Here is an 18,038-nt window from a genome sequence, read left to right as displayed (position 1 = left end):
CCGCTGAACCAGTACAGTTCTTTTTTAAGGCGCCGGTAATCAAATGCAGAAATAATTGTTTTTCCGGTACCCGTAGCGGCAACTACGATATTTCTCCATCGATTATGTACAACACGCTCAACATGGAGCTGTTCAAGGATCTCCTTTTGATATACATGAGGTTCAAGATCAAAAAAAAGTCTGTCTTCAGAAATATGTGTCCCACGTGCGTGGGCCAATGATTTTTTTAAACGAGCTTGTGCTGTCTTATCCCTGGGATGATACTGCTCAAACTCTGGAGACTCCCAATATGTATCAAAGGTTGACTTGAATTTTTCGAGAATATGGGGTATCTCTTGGGTGGTTACTTTTAAATTCCATTCAAGTCCATTGGTAAGTGCTGAACGAGATATATTGGAAGAACCAATATATCCGGTATCAAACCCAGAATACCGAATAAACATATACGATTTTGCATGAAGCCGTTCCTGCGAGGTATTATAACTCAAACGAACATCGGTATTTGGAAGTGAGCCAAGAAAATTCACCGCTTTTTGGTCCGTCGCCCCCATATAGGATGTGGTAATAATCTTTAGTTTTCCTCCACGCTCAGTAAAGGCCTTCAATTCATCTGCAAAAATACGAATTCCCGTCCACTTAATAAACGAGACTAACCACCATATCTCATCTGAAGAGAGTATTTCGCGCTTCAGTTCTGATTCAAGGGAGAGACCCACATTTGATCCCGTAAAGAGTTCACTCTGGGACAATCCCGTCAGGGGGGTTATCTTTGAAACATGCGCTTTAAGATCAGCAGCAACGGGGTTTTGGGTGGCATACAACGCTTTGAGAAGAGTACCCTTTGCCTCAAGGAGATTCTCGGTTATATCCTCGTTTTTTAGATAATCACGAAGCCAATATATGAGAGCATTTGAGAGCTCCACCTGTTGGACTACCTTGTCTTTTCCCTTTGGATATGATTCCAGAACTATGTGCAATACATGTTGCAAAAATCGTGAAAGATACAGGGCTGCATCTGCTGGCTCAAGGTGTTCCCTATCCACAAAGAAATATTCCTGTGTCTCATACTCTTCAAGTTTCTGTTCAATAAGCTGAGTTATCAACTCTTCATAGATGCCTGTTGTGGCCATAGTTCTCCCTTGTCAATCCTATACCAGCCCATGAGGACATCACATGCGGTATCCTTTGATTCAAAATATATAATTCTCACTTGAACTCAACGCAATCATACATTCCAGTTCGGGAAATTATTTCAGCAATCTCCTCCAAACAAGTTTACAGCTCTACGTACTGCCGCAGATGATCCAAAAGATCCTGCATTCGTGTAAAGACCAATTCCGTATTCCACGGCGGAATCTCTGAAATCGTTCGAACCAGAGCAACGCCATCACATAATACCGTCAGTTCATAATACATTTTGACACTCCAGATTACCAGAAAACCTCAAGATACAGTATGGTGTTGTCATAATATGACACTAACTCGCGGATAGTGATGACAACACAAAAAAAGGGCCGGAAGATCCGGCCCTATACAACAGCAGATACACTCTACTTACTGAAAGGCTTTTTTAATCCGTTTTAAAGCCTCTTCAACCTTTTCATAATCATTAAAGGCGGAAATACGGATAAACCCTTCACCGCATTTTCCAAACCCCGCACCGGGCGTAGTCACCACACCGGCTTCATTCAGCAGTTTGTCGAAAAGATCCCAGGAACTCCCTTCGGTTTCTATCCAGATATAGGGAGAATTTTCTCCACCCACACAGGCAAGACCGATCTCATTCATGGTATCACGAATCATGCGGGCATTGCGCAGATAATAGGCAATAAGCTCCTGAACTTCCTTTTTTCCCTCGGGAGAATAGACCGCCTCTGCGCCCTTTTGAATCACATAGGAAACCCCGTTAAACTTTGTATTATGGCGGCGATTCCACAGGGGATGAAGCATCTGCTTTTCTCCCGCTGCATTAAAGGCCCGGCACTCCTTGGGTACCACCGTAAAGGCACAGCGTGTCCCCGTAAATCCGGCGGTTTTTGAAAAGCTGCGAAACTCAATGGCCACTTCCCGTGCGCCCGGTATCTCATAGATTGAACGGGGAAGGGTATCATCCGTAATAAAGGCCTCATAGGCTGCATCAAAGAGTATCACCGCGTCATTTTCGCGGGCATAGTCAACCCACGTTTTCAGCTGATCCTTTGTGGCCGTTGCCCCCGTGGGATTGTTGGGATAACAGAGGTAGATCACATCCACTTTTTCCGTGGGAAGTTCCGGTACAAAGCCGTTTTCCATGTTTCCGTCAAGATAGACAATGCCCTCATAGCGACCGTCAACAACCTCACCGGTGCGACCGGCCATAACATTGGTATCAAGATAGACGGGGTAGACGGGATCAGGGATTGCCATTTTTGCATCGGCAGAGAAAATCTCCTGAATATTTCCGCTGTCACATTTTGATCCATCGGAGATAAAGATCTCATCGGCAGAGATATCACAGCCCTTGTCCTGATAGTCATTTTTTGCCACGGCTTCACGGAGAAAGGCATACCCCTGCTCGGGGCCATAGCCATGAAAACCTTCGCTGGAAGCCATATCATCCACTGCATCATGCATGGCTTTGACAATACGTGCTGGAAGGGGACGTGTCACATCGCCGATACCAAGTTTGATAACATCCGTATCGGGATTGGCCTTTTGAAACTCCTCTACTTTTCGGGCAATATCCGCAAAGAGATAGGAGGCCTGTAGTTTGTTGTAGTTTTCGTTAATACGAACCATTACGAAATCCTTTGTTATGTTAGTTGTGTATAAGATATGTTATGGTGCATAGAAACAAGACGGTGGATTTCAAAAAAAAGGGAGGTGCATTCCTGCACCTCCCGCTGTATAAATATTTCAGTGTCCCCTACGCTGTCGGCGCAGCACTTCTGTTTACAAGTTTCTGCTGAAGAAGCTGAAATATGGTTGAGAATAGGAAGTAGAGGGTTAAGCCGGCGGGAAAATTATTAAACATCACCGCCATAAAGAAAGGCATGATATACATCATCGACTTTTGCTGTGGATCAGTGATGGTATCTTTGTTTTGAAAAAACATGAGCAAGGCTGCCAGAATAGGCAGGAGGGAAACGTGCCCGCCATAGAGCGGAAGCGTCATGGGCAGAGAAAAGAGCACTTCCGGCTGAGATAAATCTGCTGCCCATGGAACAAGAAGCGTCTGCTCACCCCGCAGCTCAATGGCCTTCCGGGGCACCACAAACAACGAGAGCATAATAGGCATCTGAATAAACATGGGAAGACATCCCCCAAGACCAGCCAGGGGACTCACCCCTTCTTTTTGATAAAACTCCATCATTTTAGCCTGCATTACCTGCGGATCCTTTTTGTACTTTTTCTGTATTTCCCGGATCTTCGGCTGAATCTCCTTCATTTGCTTCATAGACTTTAAGCTGCTCTGCGTGAGAGGAAAGGTGATGAGTTTCATCAAAATAGTTATGGCAAGAATCCCCAAGCCATAATCACCAAGTACTGAGTATACTGCTGTCATCACCGCTAAGACAAAATTACACAGGGCCGGAAATATGGTATCCAACCAGAGGAAAGACCACCCACGAAAGACCATACGATCCAAACCAACACCGGCTTCGCGCAATAGATCAACCTGAGCCGGTCCTAAAAAGAGTGTGTACTCATGGGAGATATCGTCAATGCCCGACTCAACAGTAAGGGAGTAGTTGATATTATTTCCATCAACTGCCAAGGAAGGGTCCACCGCATAGGACTGGGCCGTAACAATGAGATTTTTTTCTTCAGGATATATTACCGCTGCCGCAAAATACTTCGATTTTGTTCCAACCCAGCGATACATACCGGAAAATTCCTGTTGTGTCTCCCGTCGCTCTTTTTCAACAGAAATATTCCCGCGACTATCCGAAAGAAAATACTCCCGTGGCACCAACCGAGTACTCATATTATCAGGATCTTCCGGCTCATTCATGCCGGAGTCAAAGCGAAGAGCCACATTATTGCCCGCAAGGGCCCGAGACTCTACGGACAATTCTATATAATAGGAGTTTTCGGGAATATGGTACGTTTTCACCAACTCTGAATCCTCATAGGGAGCACGAAACACCGCGTGCGTTTCTGTACTGGCCGCAGTATCATAGGAAAACAGAAGGCTGTCCGTATCCGCCCCCCCGATGCGGAGAGCCCCAATGCCGCCTCGCGCTGTGTCTATAAGACTGACCACACCGGAAGAAGGCATATCATCACGATACTCATACTCCAGAGCATGGGCAGAAATAATACGTGCGCCCTTCTCACTGAAGGCAAGATCCAATACCCCATTGGATATAGCAATTGTGTCCGGATCCCGCTCTTCGGGAGAGGCTATCTTTTCCTCAGCCTGGGCCAGGGAAGAGATTTCCTCTTCAGGCTCTTTTTCTGATGATTGTTCCACGACTGTCTCCGAAGATTCTACAGGCATTTCCTGCACCACCGAAGAAGTACTCTCTTCAGACGTCACTTGGCTGGGATGCTTGTATCCCAACAGATTGTACCACATGGGGGAATTGAGAAAGGAGAGTGCTCCCACAACTAAAAGAACACCAAAAAGAGTCTGTCTATTCATTTTCAACCTCATTCGTTTGAACCGGATCATACCCGAATCCTCCGCCGGGACGACACCGGATAAGCCGTTGTATAATCTGTAGCATTGCACGATGCAGGGGAAGGGTTTTCACGGCGTCACGCGCGTAGACACTGCAGCTGGGAGTAAATCGACATACCCCTCGATCAAGCAAGAAGATTGTTTTTCCTGCTTGAATTACTGCATAGAGCACTGCCGCAAGAATATCTTTACCCCACTGTCTCACACCATGCCTCAAATCGTCGAAGGGCACGCGCATACTCGTGATGTACTCCGTAGAATGGACGAATCAATATATCAATTCCCGCAGATGGAATAAGGGAGCTATTTTTATACACTTCACGATATATCCGTTTAATACGAACCCGTTCAACAGCGGGGCCATTCTTACGTGACACCAGGACGGCATGGCGATTTACGCCAATTCTATTTTCCCGATATATAAGCGCAAAGATATCACAACGCCATCTATCTCCCTGAGACAAAATAGCTGTGATATCTCTCTGCTTTTTAAGAACAAATTTTTTTTAAGGGAATTCACGTCCACTAAGAAACGGATAAACGCTTCCGCCCCTTGGCACGTCGCCGTTTTAATACTTTACGCCCGTTTTTAGTAGCCATGCGTGATCTAAAACCGTGTTTATTAATCTTCTTCCGATTGGAAGGCTGAAACGTTCTTTTCATGTCTATCTCCTGAACTATTCAAGTACATTTTCACTGTTCATCAAAGGCACCTAAAAATGATTATTTCCCCAACCCTTTGTCAATCATCTTTCAAATAATACATATTCTAAAGAAGACGAGTACGACTTACGACAGCAAGGATGGTACCTTAAGGTGGACAAAAATATACTCTGGACAAAAACACTTGCAAGGCTAAAAGAAGATTTATCTGTTCGGGAGATTAGTTATACGAACTGGCTTGAGCCATTACACCCCCTTTCATATGCGCAGGGAGTACTCCTGTTAAAGACAGATAACCCCTTTGGTTTAGAAGTACTCAACACGCAATACCGCAAGATAGTCCTTCACCATGCGCAACAGATAGATCCGAATATTGAAGCCCTTGGTTTTACCATTGAAGAGAACGCGGCCCCTCCACGTGCCGAAGAACTTCAACCGGACCATGCTGCAACAAACAGAGTCGATTCTCAGAAAAAGCACAGCAAGAAAGATAGAAAGAAAAAAGAGTGGAATAAAAAGGGCCTCCCTATCAATACAAAATTAACCTTTGCCTCCTTTATTGAGGCAGAGGAGACGGACCTCGCCTATCACTCTGCAAAAGCCGTTGCGGAAAATCCCGGTGCACGCCGGTTCAACCCGCTCTTTATTTATGGTGAATGTGGGGTGGGAAAGACACATCTGTTGCATGCCATGGCAAATACCATTCAACAGGAACGACCAAATCTCCGCATTGTATTTACCTCAGCCAAGGAATTTTATCATGATTTTTTCTCCTCCTTAAACGAAAAAACCATGGATGAGTTCAAAAAGCATTATACAACCTGTGATGTTCTGTTTATGGATGATATTCACACCCTGTCGGGAAAAGAGTCGAGTCAAACAGAGGTATTTAAGATTTTCAATGATCTTCACACCCAAAACCGGCAAATGGTTTTTGCAGCACCGTGCCCTCCCGAAGCACTTTCGGGAATCGCCGATCGCCTTCTTACACGGCTACAGTGGGGGCTTTCCGTACATATCGATGCACCCCAATTGGAAACTCGAAGTGCAATTCTTCGAACCCTGCTTGAAAATGAGTCAGTGCAAATTTCCCATGAAGCAATTCACTATCTTGCGCAAAAAGGCCCCCGCAGTATTGGCGATCTGGAAGGAATTTCCGTCCGGGTTGCAGCACACTACTCTCTAGGAAACAAACCCATTAACAGCACCACCGCTGCGGAGATTCTCTATAATGACGGTATTACTCCAGGAAAAATACGGGCCATTGATATTATTACCGCAATTACGGATGAATTTGGTATTTCGCGACAGCTTCTCACCAGCAAAAGCCGGAGTAAAGAAGTTGCTCAGGCCCGACAAATCGGAATGTTTCTCTGCAAAGAACACACGGACTTATCCCTGAAAGCTATCGGAACTGAATTCGGAGGACGTGATCACAGCACGGTTGTTCACGCGGTGAAAACGGTTGGTGCAAAAATGGAACAGGATACACCCTTTGCCCAGCGGGTAGATACCATTATTAGACGAGCACGACAAGCTTAATACCGTCGCTGGCGCATCTCTGTTTTATTACGTTCAAAAACAACTGAATTCGGCGGCACCGGTTCTGTTACCCAAGCATTACCACCGATGATTGAATTTTCCCCAATGACCGTGTCTCCCCCGAGGATAACTGCATTGGCATAGATAATAACATTGTCTCCAACATCAGGATGGCGCTTCACACCACGCCGTGGTGTGCCTGATTCATCAAAGGGAGAAGTCGCTCCCAGGGTTACCCCCTGGTAAATTTTAACATTCTTTCCAATACGACAGGTCTCTCCAATAACAACGCCGGTTCCGTGGTCTATGAAGAAACCATCCCCGATTTGCGCGCCGGGATGAATATCAATACCCGTATTACTATGGGCACGTTCACTTAATATTCGTGGCACAATGGGAATTTTAAGCTCATACAACTCATGGGCAAGACGATAGGTCGCGACGGCTTCAACGAAGGGATAGCTCAGCAATATTTCGTCACGAGATACCGCAGCCGGGTCTCCGCTATAGGCTGTTTCGATATCCGAGACCAAGACCCGACGAATCTGTGGTAAAGCTGCAATAAACTGGCGACACAGCTGTGAGGCACGTTCATAACATCTATCAGCCTCTTCTTCCTGCCCTTCATTACATCGGGAATGGTGCAATAGCATATCCCGAACAATATGCACCAACTTATGAGAAATACGGCGCAATGAGCATGTGATATAGAAATCTACATCTCCTTTCTCAATGCACTCACGGCTCCAGACCCCGGGAAAAAAAATAGACAGCAAGCCGTCGTGAATATCATAAATATCCTTCCGGCCCGCCATGTTAAGGCCGTCACTCACATCAATATGCTGGCCACGGCCTATCTCATGGAGAACAGCCTTACTGATTTGAGGAACATCACTATTTATCCAGGGGATCATGGGCGCGACTCTCCTTAGGATGAAAGACCCAAAGCATGGAGATACTGTTTTTTCGGCTGTACCCCAATCAGTTTCTCTTTCACTTCACCCTTATCAAAAATAATCACCGTGGGAATACTGGTAATTCCAAAGGTTCCAGCGGTTTCCTGATTCTCGTCAACATTCATCTTATATACGGCAGCTTCCTCACCGACCTCTTCCGCAATCTCCTCCAGAATGGGACCTAACATTCTGCACGGCCCACACCAGGGAGCCCAGAAATCTACCAGTACGGGAGTTGTTGCATTTTTTACCAACTCCGTAAATTCAGAATCACGTATTTCTTGTGCCATACTACTCTCCTCATTTTTCAAAAAATATGTCCCCCCACAATCTATAAGAGGACACGTTGTTATTACTCTATTGCCAACAGGGGGGCATCTTTTTCAACGGCATCACCATTGGAGACAAAAATTGCCTGAACTGTCCCGGATTTGGGAGCAGTTATTTCATTAAAGAGCTTCATTGCTTCTACAATACATACCACATCTCCCTCCTGTACAACATCACCAACCTGTACAAAATCAGGTTTATCAGGAGCGGATGAAGTATAAAAGGTGCCTGTCAAAGGAGACCGCACAGGATCTTCATAGGCCTCTACTGAGGATGTTGGCGAAGGAGCAGATGGTTCTGCAGGTGCATCTGCCTGCTTTGGCTGAACCGAAGCCACCTGAGGCGTTGCTGCTGCAGGCTGTGCCCCCTTTGCTCGTAGAGAAAGAGAGAAATCTCCCTTGGTAATGGTCAGTTCATCCAGTTGAAGCCCTGAGCTTTGACTTACGATATACCCAATCCCCTGATAATCATTCTCATGAACCTGTTGTGCAGGAGAGATACCCCCTTCCTGCGGGGCGACTGTTTCCTGCGCTGCATCTGATTGATTTGCCTTAGTGGCCTCAGCGTACTCCAAGTCAGCAGGAATGGGCGGACGTTCTGCCTCAGGTAGGCTTCGCCACGAAAAGTACTCCAGAGCAACTTCCGGAAAAATTGTGTACGAAAGGATATCTTCGTCATCCCGTACATACGAAGGATCTAGCTCATCCGTCACCGTGGGAAGCATGGGCTCGATATCATCGGCTGGACGATGATCGATGGGCGTTCCATCACCCAAAATTTGTGCAATAAACTCAGGGCTCATTGGCGCCGGTGGACGTCCATACTTGCCCCGGACATACTCTTTTACTTCGTTGGGGACAACGGCATAGCGTTCTCCGGCAATGACATTCATTACAGCCTGGGTTCCAACAATCTGGCTTGTGGGCGTTACTAAGGGAGGATACCCCAAATCTTTCCGAACACGGGTTACTTCCTCAAGGGCATCATCAAGTTTATCCAAGGCGCCCTGTTTCGAAAGCTGCGATCGAAAGTTCGAAATCATCCCACCAGGAATTTGATGAATTAGGATATTCGGATCAATAATTGATTTTCGTGCCCCCGCTTCAACCTCGCGCTGATCGCGTAATGTATTAAAATATCCAGCAACCTCTGCTAGGGCATCCAGATCGAGACCAGTGGAGTAGTTCGTTTCAGAAAAGATAGCCACGAGAGTTTCCACAGGCGGCTGTGCCGTAAACCCAGCCATGGGAGAAATAGCGCAGTCAATAGCGCCGGCCCCCGCACGAACCCCTTCTACATAGGCCGGAGTTGCCATGCCGCTTGTGGCATGAGAGTGTATCTGAATTGGCACATCAATTTCTTTAATAAGAGCAGAGACAAGGCGCTCTGCACGTAAGGGTGAAAGAATACCCGCCATATCTTTGATACACAGAGAATCCACCCCCAACTGAACCTGCTCTTTTGCCGCAGCAACATAGAGCTCTTCCGTATGAGCCGGTGAAATTGTATAGGCGAGGGTACCTTGGGCATGCGCCCCATATTTTTTTACTGCTTTTATAGAAGCTTCAAGATTTCGCGTATCATTGAGCGCATCAAAACACCTAAAAATATCAATACCGTTTTTCACGGCAAGATTAACAAATTTGTCTACTACATCATCGGAATAATTTTTATACCCTACAAGATTCTGCCCGCGCAGAAGCATCTGCAATGGGGTATTTTGCGCCCGTTTTTTTATCGCACGGAGGCGTTCCCAAGGGTTTTCCCGGAGAAAGCGCATACAGACATCAAAGGTTGCCCCTCCCCACATTTCAAGGGAGTAGTAGCCGACATTGTCAATTACATCAATTATATTGAGGATATCCTCTGTTCTCATCCGTGTTGCCCACAAAGACTGATGCGCATCCCGAAGCGTCGTATCTGTTATACGCAAGGGAATTTTATGCAACGCATCTTCTTGTAAGTTACTAAAAGTTGTCATGGTATACACCTTTATTCTTTAAAAAATCCTATCTGAGAAAACCGTTCAATCCGCTCTTTTTTCAGAGTCTCACCATCTTTTCCCGAGAGTGCATCCAATTCCCTCACGAGGGTTTCACCGACATTTTTCATTGTTTGTTGCGGATCTGTATGCGCACCCATGAGGGGTTCATCGATAATAGCATCAATCACTTTAAATTTCAAAAGATGCGGCGCAGTAAGACAGAGTGCCTCGGCAGCAGTATCCGCATATGCACCATCACGCCATAAAATACCGGCGCATCCTTCCGGAGAAATGACAGAGTATGTTGCCTTCGAAAGCATGAGGACACGGTTTCCCACGCCAATACCAAGTGCACCACCGCTTCCTCCCTCGCCGGTCACAACAGAAATAACAGGAACACGCAACTCCATCATCTCTACTAAATTGCGCGCAATTGCCTCTGCCTGCCCCCGCTCTTCCGCCTCTACACCGGGGTAGGCTCCCGCTGTGTCAATCAAGGTAATAATAGGGACATTAAACTTATCAGCCAGCTTCATAAGACGAAGCGCCTTTCGATATCCGTCTGGATAGGCACTCCCAAAGTTACGCTCCACATTCTCCGTGATGGTTCGTCCCTTATTATGCCCAATAAGCATCACCGGCTTTCCCTGTAATCGAGCAAACCCGCCAGCAATAGCCTGATCATCCGAGAACACCCGATCTCCTTTCAGCTCTAAGAAGTCAGTGAAGACCTCCGTTGCGTACTCATGGAAATTGGGCCGTTTGGGGTTACGAGATACCTGCACAATATCCCACGCGGTAAATTCATTCGCCCACGCCTCCTTCTCACGCTGGAGCTCCGCTGCAATATCTTCGGCTTGCTGATGAAACACACCGCCATGCTTTTCGGCCATCTCGCGTGTTTCCTGCAAAGCTTTCTCCATATCTGCAATTGATGATTGATAATCTTTTTTATTCGTCATGTGTCCACCCAGTTATCGGTTGTAGAACGACAATATATCGCCCAGGGTTGTACGCATATCCTTACGATGCACCACACGATCAAGAAATCCGTGGTCACGGTAATATTCGGACGTTTGGAAGTCCTCAGGAAGCTTCTGTTTTAAGGTTTCCTTGATGACCCGTTTGCCTGCAAAACCGATCAACGCTCCCGGCTCAGCAATATTAATATCTCCCACCATTGCATAAGAAGCAGAAACCCCTCCGGTGGTGGGATCCGTAAGAACTGAAATATAGGAAATATTCTCTTCATCAAGCTGAGCAATAGCGCCACAGGTTTTTGCCATCTGCATGAGGGACAAAATCCCTTCATGCATGCGGGCTCCCCCTGACGCAGAAAAGAGGATGAGGGGTTTTCGTTCATCCAGTGCAACATGGGCAGCACGGACGATTTTTTCCCCTGTTCCCGATGAGAGGCTTCCGCCGAGAAAGCGAAAATCCATGACACCCACAACTACGGGATGCTCCATAATCTTCGCGCGCCCCGTCACAATGGATTCGTTGAGGCCCGACTTCTCCCGTGCAGCCTCTGCCTTATCAGCATAGCTTCCTTTTTTATCATGGAACGAGAGCGGATCTGCCGGATGAATAGAGGCATCCATCTCTTCAAAGGTATCGGGATCTACAGTTATTTCTAATCGATATCGAGAGTCAATACGCGCATGATGGGTACATTTCGGACATACATGATAGCCCTTTTCCCACTCTTCTCGCAGGATATGCTTATTGCAGGCTTTGCACTCCATCCATATCGTTTCATCTATTTTATGACCTTTGGTAAACCCTTCTAACCAACCCATACAAATCCTGCCTTCCGGTGATGTTTAAACAGAGCAGTTCCTTAAAAGATAATTTTTTTTCACGGGCAATACAAAACTACCCGATGATTTTATGAATTTCTTTCTCAAGAAGGGCGTACTCCTCGCGTAATGTAGCAAACAACCCCTCTATCTTAGCACCACACCCGTTTTTACCACATTTTTCCAATTCATAAGACACATCGCCCAAGCGCTCCGCCCCGATATTTCTGGCTGCACCCTTTATTGAGTGTGCCATGTCATCAACAACCTGCATATTACCGGCACGGACCCCCTCTTCCAAGGCGGTTACCAAGCCCGGGATGGAGTTTAGAAATTCTTCTAAGATATCACGCAAGATATCATAATCATTCATAAGGTTATCAAGAATATCATCCACATTTAATATATCTGACTGCATAAAATCCTCCTGAGAAGGGGGTGAAGGGGAATCTATGGCGCAGGTAAGGGCTGCGCGTAATTCTTTTTCAGAAGCAAATAAACGCTCACACAGGTCTTTTACAGCAGGGTACTGCTGACGATTCACACTCTCTTCCACAGCTTTTGCGTGAGCAGCAAAGCGATCTGCTGAGATATTCATGGCCATACCTCGCAGGGAATGCGCAATCTCGCCAATTGTTTCGTATGCCGTATCAGCAAGGCATTCTTGCATACGCCGACACGCCGCAGGCATTCGACGAACACATTCGGTAAGTAAGGTATGCAACACTTCGCGATCTCCCTGTAAATTTTCAAGAAGAAGCGCCTCATTATATATGGAACACTCCTGCAGAGAAGGGGCGTTCTTTTTCGTGGCCGTCATGGCCCATTCAATAACCGCAACAATATCTGCATACTGCACCGGCTTGGTAATATAGCGGTCCACCCCTGCAGCAAAGGCAGTCTCTTTATGCGCTGTTTCACTCCGGGCTGTTAAGGCGACCACAGGGACATCTGTATTTTCTCCCGGCTGTGAGCGAAGATGGCGGACCACGGCAATACCGCTAATATCGGGGAGGATCCAATCTACAAAAACTAGGTCATACCTCTCTTGAAACAGAAGCGTGCGCGCCGCCTCTCCTGTCTCTGCGCTGGTCACATCCTGCACACCACACTTATCCAAAAGCGAAACAAGTACTTTTTGATTCACCCCATTATCCTCAATAAGCAACACCCGCCATAAAAGAGAAGGTGGGCGTACAGGCTCGGTGACAGAAGAGGTACTCTCGGCAGGAGAGAATGTTCCAGAGACTTGCTTCTGTATTGAGCTATAAACCGCATCGAAGGTAATGAGGGAGGTACAGGGAACAAAAGGTAGAGACTCTTCCGCCTCGCAGGCATACCGCTGTTTCAGCTTATCTATGAGAGAGGCTTTCCCAGGGTCATAAAAACAAACCGCGGTATGTTTCTCTCGGAGATCGTATAGCTCATCAAGAGATCGACACATATGATAAGGGAGGTGCAGGGTGGCACAGCAGTCTTGAAAAAAGGCTGAGCGATACGAATCGTCACCCAAATACACAAAAGCCCCTTTCATCTGAGGAAAGACAACCGGCGGATCGACAACTTTCACAGGAATGGAAAAATAGAACTCCGTGCCGACATGCTCTTCACTGGAAAACTGAAGCTCTCCCCCCATAAGTTCTATGAGGCGACGACAAATAGCCAACCCCAACCCGGTGCCGCCAAATTTACGCGTCACGGAATCATCACCCTGCGTAAAGGCATCAAGAAGACTCTCCTGTTGTTCAGGGGCAATTCCAACCCCCGTATCCCGCACGGACACCGATAAGACGGTGCCACCGGTTTGACAGGTTTCCACGGAAACAGAGAGCCACACTGCACCTTCCCGTGTGAATTTTATAGCATTATCAAGCAGATTAATTATTACCTGCTTACATCGAAGGTCATCCAATATGAGCTGACATCCCCAGAGAGATGATTCGTGTACAAAAAGAGAGAGTCCCTTTTCATACAGACGATGTTCAATCACTTCAAGAGCAGCATATATACACTCACAGGGGTCGGTATGTACCGGAACAATTTTCATCTTCCCTTCTTCTATGCGTGAAAAGTCAAGGACATCGTTAATTACGGTGAGAAGATGCTTCGAACTTTTATAAATTATACGGGAAAACTGTTGCTGTTCGGGAGAAAGAGGGGTATCAAGGAGTAACTCCGACATTCCAATAACCCCATTAAGAGGAGTGCGAAGTTCGTGACTCATATTCGCAACAAAATGGCTCTTGGCGGTACTCAGGGCACGTGCGCGTTCTGTCTCTCGTGCCAAGGAACTATTTTCTCTGCTGAGATTCAACTTTTCATCGTAGAGATCGGTAATATCTGTGGCTTCACACATAACCGACTCCACCACCCCATTAATATCCAGTTTCGGCGTTTTTATCACCCGCAAGACGACCTCATTACCACAGGCATCTTTTCGCCGTACCTCTCGTAAAATCTGGCGTCGCAGGGAAAACACCTCTTGATTCTCCCGACGCTCTTCAGGACTATCTTTCTCTGAGAAAACCTGCCGAACCGGCATATCAACCACATCTCTGAGAGAAAGATTATAAAACTCAGCAAAGGCATAATTGGCAAACCCAATGGTGCCCGGATCAGACAAATACCAGAGCTGGCTAAAATTATTATGCAACAGCAGCTGCACTCGTCGGGAAACCTCCTGATCATCCAAAAAGAGTGGGTCCGCCAGTTCCGTCCCCGTAACCACCACTTGCATGAGGCAATCCCCATATCCGGAAATCTCCACACTGGAAAAATCAGACTCAAGGTAGATACGATGTGGAGACATGACGGAGGCTGTGCTTTTTCGAGTATCGTACATACCGCGTATGGAAAGAGGGGCCCCGGAAAAGAAAGAAGCCATGGGATACTCGGTAAAATTGGGATCATCGAAGAGATTATATTTCCCGTACAAGGAGCTTCGATCCTGCCCACCGTGAAGCACAGCCGCATATTCTTCATTACAGTATAACAACCCTCCATCACGGCTAAAAAAAGCAAGTCCCGGTATTTTTCTTCCCTGAAGATAGGGAATGTGTGAGTATCGCGTCCACAGGTGGTCGAAAAAGGAGTGAATAAACGCCTTGCCTCTACTACGGGAATGTTCCTGCAAATGCTCTTTAAACCCAAAGGCAATACCGCTGCAGGCAATAATAAGCAGGCCAAGACCGCCATAGAGGGAAAGATCTATTCCTGCCCCGATATGAATCGGGAGCATAACAAGGGGCGAGAGAGACAGGGCCAAAGCACAGATATACTTCTCGTAAAACAAAAAGTAAATCACAACCAGAAGAAGGGTCAGGGGTGTATGAAGGAGAAAGAAGGGGGTAAGCCCCGGCTGTACTCCAAGGAACGAATAGACAAGCAAACCAATTACCACAGCCGGGGTACTCAACAAAAAAGGCTGTACTCCATGCTGAGAATCGATATCGGGAATGTGTACATAGAACATAAGAAGTACAAGAAGGATTCCCCCTGCAAAGGCCGCTTGATACAATGCGGCAACATAGAGCAAATAAAACAGGGCACAAAAGAGAAGCCCGACGGAAAAAAAAGCATAGTAGTGTGGAAAAAAACGTCGGATCATCCCTTTTGTTTTTTCCAACATGATAGACCTAATTTTCTTCTAAAGAATGCTCCCGCTGTACACGCAGAAGCTTCACCATGGCCTCTTTGGGCGCAGTTGTGTTACATACAGGTGACGAAACCGCATAGTTTCGCACCCCCGAGCGGAGCACCTCTGGAAGAGTCTCTGCGGTAATACCGCCAATAGCAACAAGGGGCACCATCGATTGCACAGCCGCCTCACCGGCCATTGAACTACCGGTACAGGGATCCGCCAGTTGCTTTGTCTGCGTTGGAAAAACGGGACCAAACCCGACATACGAAACTGATGCAGGGACCTGTTCCAGCTGCTCCAGGGTATGGGTTGAAAGTCCACAGGCCATATGCTCTCCTACAATAGGTGTAAGCTCCTCTACGGGAGTATCATCCTGTCCCACATGCACCCCGAAGGCATCACAGTCCCGGGCAATACGCACATCATCATTAATAATAAGTCGAGTTGCTCCCTGTTCCGTCTCCCGACGCATCGCTTCGGCAATCTTTAAGGTCTCAAAAGCAGAGCGGCCCTTAGCGCGTAATTGCACATAGGAAATGTCCAGCTCCACGGCAAGACTTGTGAGATACTCATAGCCTCGATGCGGCTCGGTTAAGACAAGGTAGAGGCCAAACCCATCGGATATTTTTTTCATGTATCCCTCACAAAACGCCCAAACACTACAATATAGTTTTGGTACAAAAAATATCCTAAGAAAATATCCATACCATATATTATGATCACAGCGTATGAGGAGGCTCCATGAATAAACAGGAAGATCTTACCCACATCCTTACGGCTGAGGCCCATTTGTATGTGGGCGTCGCAAAGGCCGATAAATTAGTTTCGCGCCGCGAGTTTGCACAAACTCCCTACTATGCGGCAAAAAGCCAGCGGTTCTTTGATATGTTTGATATGAAAGAAAAAATGGCCCGTGCCATTGGCCCTATTATTCGTGACATTCTACGCAACCCAGCCTACGACTCATGGACAAGCGAAGAGCATCTTGATGAAGCCGTAACCCATATAGAACAGGCTCAAGAAAAAGGCTTTTGGCAAGTACGTATTATATTTGAGAAAAATGCCGAAGGATTTCTTAATACGGCCCGCATTGACGGATATAATATACAAGAATCTCGATTTATCCAGCGTATGGAAGAGAAACTTGCTGGGCTCTTTGAGGTACGGTAATCCCCTGCGTTGCAGTATGGGAAACAAAAATGTATTTTAATCAATAAAACACAGAACAGGATGGACGATGTTAGAACAGTCTGAACGCTTACGACAGGTAAAATATGCCATTCGCGGCCCGGTGCTCGAGGCGGCATACGAAATGGAAAAACGCGGTGAAAAAATTCTCAAACTCAACATTGGTAATCCCGGAGTGTTTGGGTTTGACGCAGATCCATCTTTGCTTTCGGCCATGCAGGAAAACCTGCTGGGAAGCGATGGGGCTCAATCCTATTCACATTCACAGGGCATTACCTCAGCCCGTGAAGCCATTGTGTCATACCATACAGAACGGGGCGTTTCTGGCATTGATATTGATGATGTTTTTATCGGTAACGGAGCGAGTGAGCTCATATCCATGAGTTTGCAGGCACTCTTAAACCCCGGTGACGAAGTACTTATTCCAGCTCCAGACTATCCACTTTGGACCGCTTCGGTGAACTTAGCCGACGGTACCCCCATACATTATCTTTGTAATGAATCTGATGGATGGAACCCTGATCTTACAGATATGGCATCAAAGATCAGTTCCAAAACCCGTGCCATTGTTATCATAAACCCCAATAATCCTACTGGGGGGGTATACTCTGAAGAAACCCTGAAAGGCATTGTTGCCCTGGCAAAAAAACACAACCTGCTCTTACTTGCTGACGAGATATATGACAGAATTCTCTTTGACGGAGCACGGCATATTCCCTTAGCTGCCCTGGCGGGTGACCACCCCTGCCTCACCTTTAATGGAATATCCAAAACACATCTTGCCTGCGGATTTCGTGGGGGATGGCTTGTGCTTAGTGGCAATACGGATGAGCTACAAAACTACAAACAGGGTCTTGCAACCTTGGCCTCTATGCGCCTCTGTTCCAATGTTGCAGCACAGTATGCGTGCAAAGCTGCCCTGGAATTTGACACCCAAATGAAAGAATTTGTGCACCCGGAGGGACGCCTGCATCGCCAACATACAAAGGCATGGGAAGCACTTAATAGCATTGATGGTATCAGTTGTGTTAAAGCTGAAGGAGCTCTTTACCTCTTTCCAAAAATTGATACGGAAAAATTCGGTATTCATGATGATGAACAATTTGTGCTTGATTTCCTTCGTGAGAAAAAGGTGCTTATTGTAAACGGTACTGGGTTCAACTGGCCCCAGCCCGATCATTTCAGAATCGTGGTTCTTCCAAAAGAATCAGAACTCCTTGATGCCATAGAACGACTACGAAGCTTCCTCTCAACCTATCGACAGGTCTAA

General features: G+C 46.7%; 16 protein-coding genes and 1 pseudogene. 3 read left to right on the top strand and 14 right to left on the bottom strand.

All coding sequences use genetic code 11. From position 1 onward, the window contains the following. The 7 genes and pseudogenes from CALK_RS09120 to rpmH all read right to left on the bottom strand — a co-directional run. On the bottom strand, window positions 1-1,130 hold a 1,130-nt coding region (locus CALK_RS09120; protein WP_034637635.1), incomplete at its 3' end, for a phospholipase D-like domain-containing protein. Between the two features lie 145 nt (window positions 1,131-1,275). Further along, the gene (locus tag CALK_RS12910) at window positions 1,276-1,416 is read right to left on the bottom strand and encodes a hypothetical protein (RefSeq protein ID WP_155851844.1); all 141 of its coding nucleotides are present in this window, start codon (window positions 1,414-1,416) and stop codon (window positions 1,276-1,278) included. Between the two features lie 138 nt (window positions 1,417-1,554). Beyond that, complete coding sequence (locus CALK_RS09115) at window positions 1,555-2,778, bottom strand: LL-diaminopimelate aminotransferase (protein WP_022637398.1); 1,224 nt, start codon at window positions 2,776-2,778, stop codon at window positions 1,555-1,557. Window positions 2,779-2,905: 127 nt separating this feature from the next. Further along, window positions 2,906-4,627 (bottom strand): membrane protein insertase YidC, encoded by a 1,722-nt coding sequence (gene yidC, locus CALK_RS09110; RefSeq protein WP_022637397.1) that lies wholly within the window; start codon window positions 4,625-4,627, stop codon window positions 2,906-2,908. Continuing rightward, complete coding sequence (gene yidD / locus CALK_RS09105; RefSeq protein WP_022637396.1) at window positions 4,620-4,871, bottom strand: membrane protein insertion efficiency factor YidD; 252 nt, start codon at window positions 4,869-4,871, stop codon at window positions 4,620-4,622. The genes yidC and yidD overlap by 8 nt, the downstream gene beginning before the upstream one ends. Continuing rightward, window positions 4,855-5,157: pseudogene (locus tag CALK_RS12315) on the bottom strand (ribonuclease P protein component); the annotation flags it as partial. The pseudogene CALK_RS12315 and the gene yidD, both read right to left, overlap by 17 nt. Window positions 5,158-5,191: 34 nt before the next feature. Then, on the bottom strand, window positions 5,192-5,329 hold the full coding sequence (rpmH, locus tag CALK_RS12600; protein ID WP_022637399.1) for a 50S ribosomal protein L34: 138 nt from the start codon (window positions 5,327-5,329) through the stop codon (window positions 5,192-5,194). Between the two features lie 153 nt (window positions 5,330-5,482). Here rpmH and dnaA point away from each other — a divergent pair, with 153 nt between their 5' ends. Next, window positions 5,483-6,871, top strand: a complete 1,389-nt coding sequence (gene dnaA, locus CALK_RS09100) for a chromosomal replication initiator protein DnaA (protein ID WP_022637394.1) — start codon at window positions 5,483-5,485, stop codon at window positions 6,869-6,871. Here dnaA and epsC read toward each other — a convergent pair. From epsC to thiE, 7 genes are all read right to left on the bottom strand, one after another. Further along, entirely contained in the window at window positions 6,868-7,785 is a 918-nt protein-coding gene (gene epsC / locus CALK_RS09095) for a serine O-acetyltransferase EpsC (protein WP_022637393.1), read from the bottom strand. The two genes, dnaA and epsC, sit on opposite strands and share 4 nt — an antisense overlap. 14 nt (window positions 7,786-7,799) lie before the next feature. Then, entirely contained in the window at window positions 7,800-8,117 is a 318-nt protein-coding gene (gene trxA / locus CALK_RS09090) for a thioredoxin (RefSeq protein WP_022637392.1), read from the bottom strand. 62 nt (window positions 8,118-8,179) lie between these two features. Next, complete coding sequence (accB, locus tag CALK_RS09085; protein WP_022637391.1) at window positions 8,180-10,138, bottom strand: acetyl-CoA carboxylase biotin carboxyl carrier protein; 1,959 nt, start codon at window positions 10,136-10,138, stop codon at window positions 8,180-8,182. 11 nt (window positions 10,139-10,149) lie between these two features. Then, entirely contained in the window at window positions 10,150-11,103 is a 954-nt protein-coding gene (locus CALK_RS09080; RefSeq protein ID WP_022637390.1) for an acetyl-CoA carboxylase carboxyltransferase subunit alpha, read from the bottom strand. 12 nt (window positions 11,104-11,115) lie between these two features. Then, window positions 11,116-11,940 carry an acetyl-CoA carboxylase, carboxyltransferase subunit beta gene (accD, locus tag CALK_RS09075; RefSeq protein WP_022637389.1) on the bottom strand — a complete coding sequence of 275 codons (825 nt, stop codon included), beginning with the start codon at window positions 11,938-11,940 and terminating at the stop codon, window positions 11,116-11,118. Window positions 11,941-12,016: 76 nt separating this feature from the next. Beyond that, complete coding sequence (locus tag CALK_RS09070; RefSeq protein ID WP_022637388.1) at window positions 12,017-15,568, bottom strand: ATP-binding protein; 3,552 nt, start codon at window positions 15,566-15,568, stop codon at window positions 12,017-12,019. A 7-nt stretch (window positions 15,569-15,575) separates the two neighbouring features. Then, window positions 15,576-16,214: a thiamine phosphate synthase gene (gene thiE / locus CALK_RS09065; protein ID WP_022637387.1), complete on the bottom strand. Its 639-nt coding sequence runs from the start codon at window positions 16,212-16,214 to the stop codon at window positions 15,576-15,578. Between the two features lie 107 nt (window positions 16,215-16,321). Here thiE and CALK_RS09060 point away from each other — a divergent pair, with 107 nt between their 5' ends. Both CALK_RS09060 and CALK_RS09055 read left to right on the top strand, forming a co-directional pair. Continuing rightward, window positions 16,322-16,750, top strand: a complete 429-nt coding sequence (locus CALK_RS09060) for a hypothetical protein (RefSeq protein WP_022637386.1) — start codon at window positions 16,322-16,324, stop codon at window positions 16,748-16,750. 67 nt (window positions 16,751-16,817) lie between these two features. Beyond that, the gene (locus CALK_RS09055) at window positions 16,818-18,038 is read left to right on the top strand and encodes a pyridoxal phosphate-dependent aminotransferase (protein ID WP_022637385.1); all 1,221 of its coding nucleotides are present in this window, start codon (window positions 16,818-16,820) and stop codon (window positions 18,036-18,038) included.

The organism is Chitinivibrio alkaliphilus ACht1 (assembly GCF_000474745.1).
GTDB lineage: Bacteria > Fibrobacterota > Chitinivibrionia > Chitinivibrionales > Chitinivibrionaceae > Chitinivibrio > Chitinivibrio alkaliphilus.
This window is presented reverse-complemented; position numbering and strand designations above follow the sequence as displayed.

What these genes read in the sequence shown, in the direction of transcription:
- CALK_RS09115 (WP_022637398.1), bottom strand. Translation starts at nt 2,778, where the DNA reads ATGGTTCGTATTAACGAAAACTACAACAAACTACAGGCCTCCTATCTC.
- rpmH (WP_022637399.1), bottom strand. Translation starts at nt 5,329, where the DNA reads ATGAAAAGAACGTTTCAGCCTTCCAATCGGAAGAAGATTAATAAACAC.
- yidC (WP_022637397.1), bottom strand. Translation starts at nt 4,627, where the DNA reads ATGAATAGACAGACTCTTTTTGGTGTTCTTTTAGTTGTGGGAGCACTC.
- accD (WP_022637389.1), bottom strand. Translation starts at nt 11,940, where the DNA reads ATGGGTTGGTTAGAAGGGTTTACCAAAGGTCATAAAATAGATGAAACG.
- accB (WP_022637391.1), bottom strand. Translation starts at nt 10,138, where the DNA reads ATGACAACTTTTAGTAACTTACAAGAAGATGCGTTGCATAAAATTCCC.
- CALK_RS09055 (WP_022637385.1), top strand. Translation starts at nt 16,818, where the DNA reads ATGTTAGAACAGTCTGAACGCTTACGACAGGTAAAATATGCCATTCGC.
- CALK_RS09060 (WP_022637386.1), top strand. Translation starts at nt 16,322, where the DNA reads ATGAATAAACAGGAAGATCTTACCCACATCCTTACGGCTGAGGCCCAT.
- trxA (WP_022637392.1), bottom strand. Translation starts at nt 8,117, where the DNA reads ATGGCACAAGAAATACGTGATTCTGAATTTACGGAGTTGGTAAAAAAT.
- epsC (WP_022637393.1), bottom strand. Translation starts at nt 7,785, where the DNA reads ATGATCCCCTGGATAAATAGTGATGTTCCTCAAATCAGTAAGGCTGTT.
- CALK_RS09070 (WP_022637388.1), bottom strand. Translation starts at nt 15,568, where the DNA reads ATGTTGGAAAAAACAAAAGGGATGATCCGACGTTTTTTTCCACACTAC.
- CALK_RS12910 (WP_155851844.1), bottom strand. Translation starts at nt 1,416, where the DNA reads ATGTATTATGAACTGACGGTATTATGTGATGGCGTTGCTCTGGTTCGA.
- thiE (WP_022637387.1), bottom strand. Translation starts at nt 16,214, where the DNA reads ATGAAAAAAATATCCGATGGGTTTGGCCTCTACCTTGTCTTAACCGAG.
- CALK_RS09080 (WP_022637390.1), bottom strand. Translation starts at nt 11,103, where the DNA reads ATGACGAATAAAAAAGATTATCAATCATCAATTGCAGATATGGAGAAA.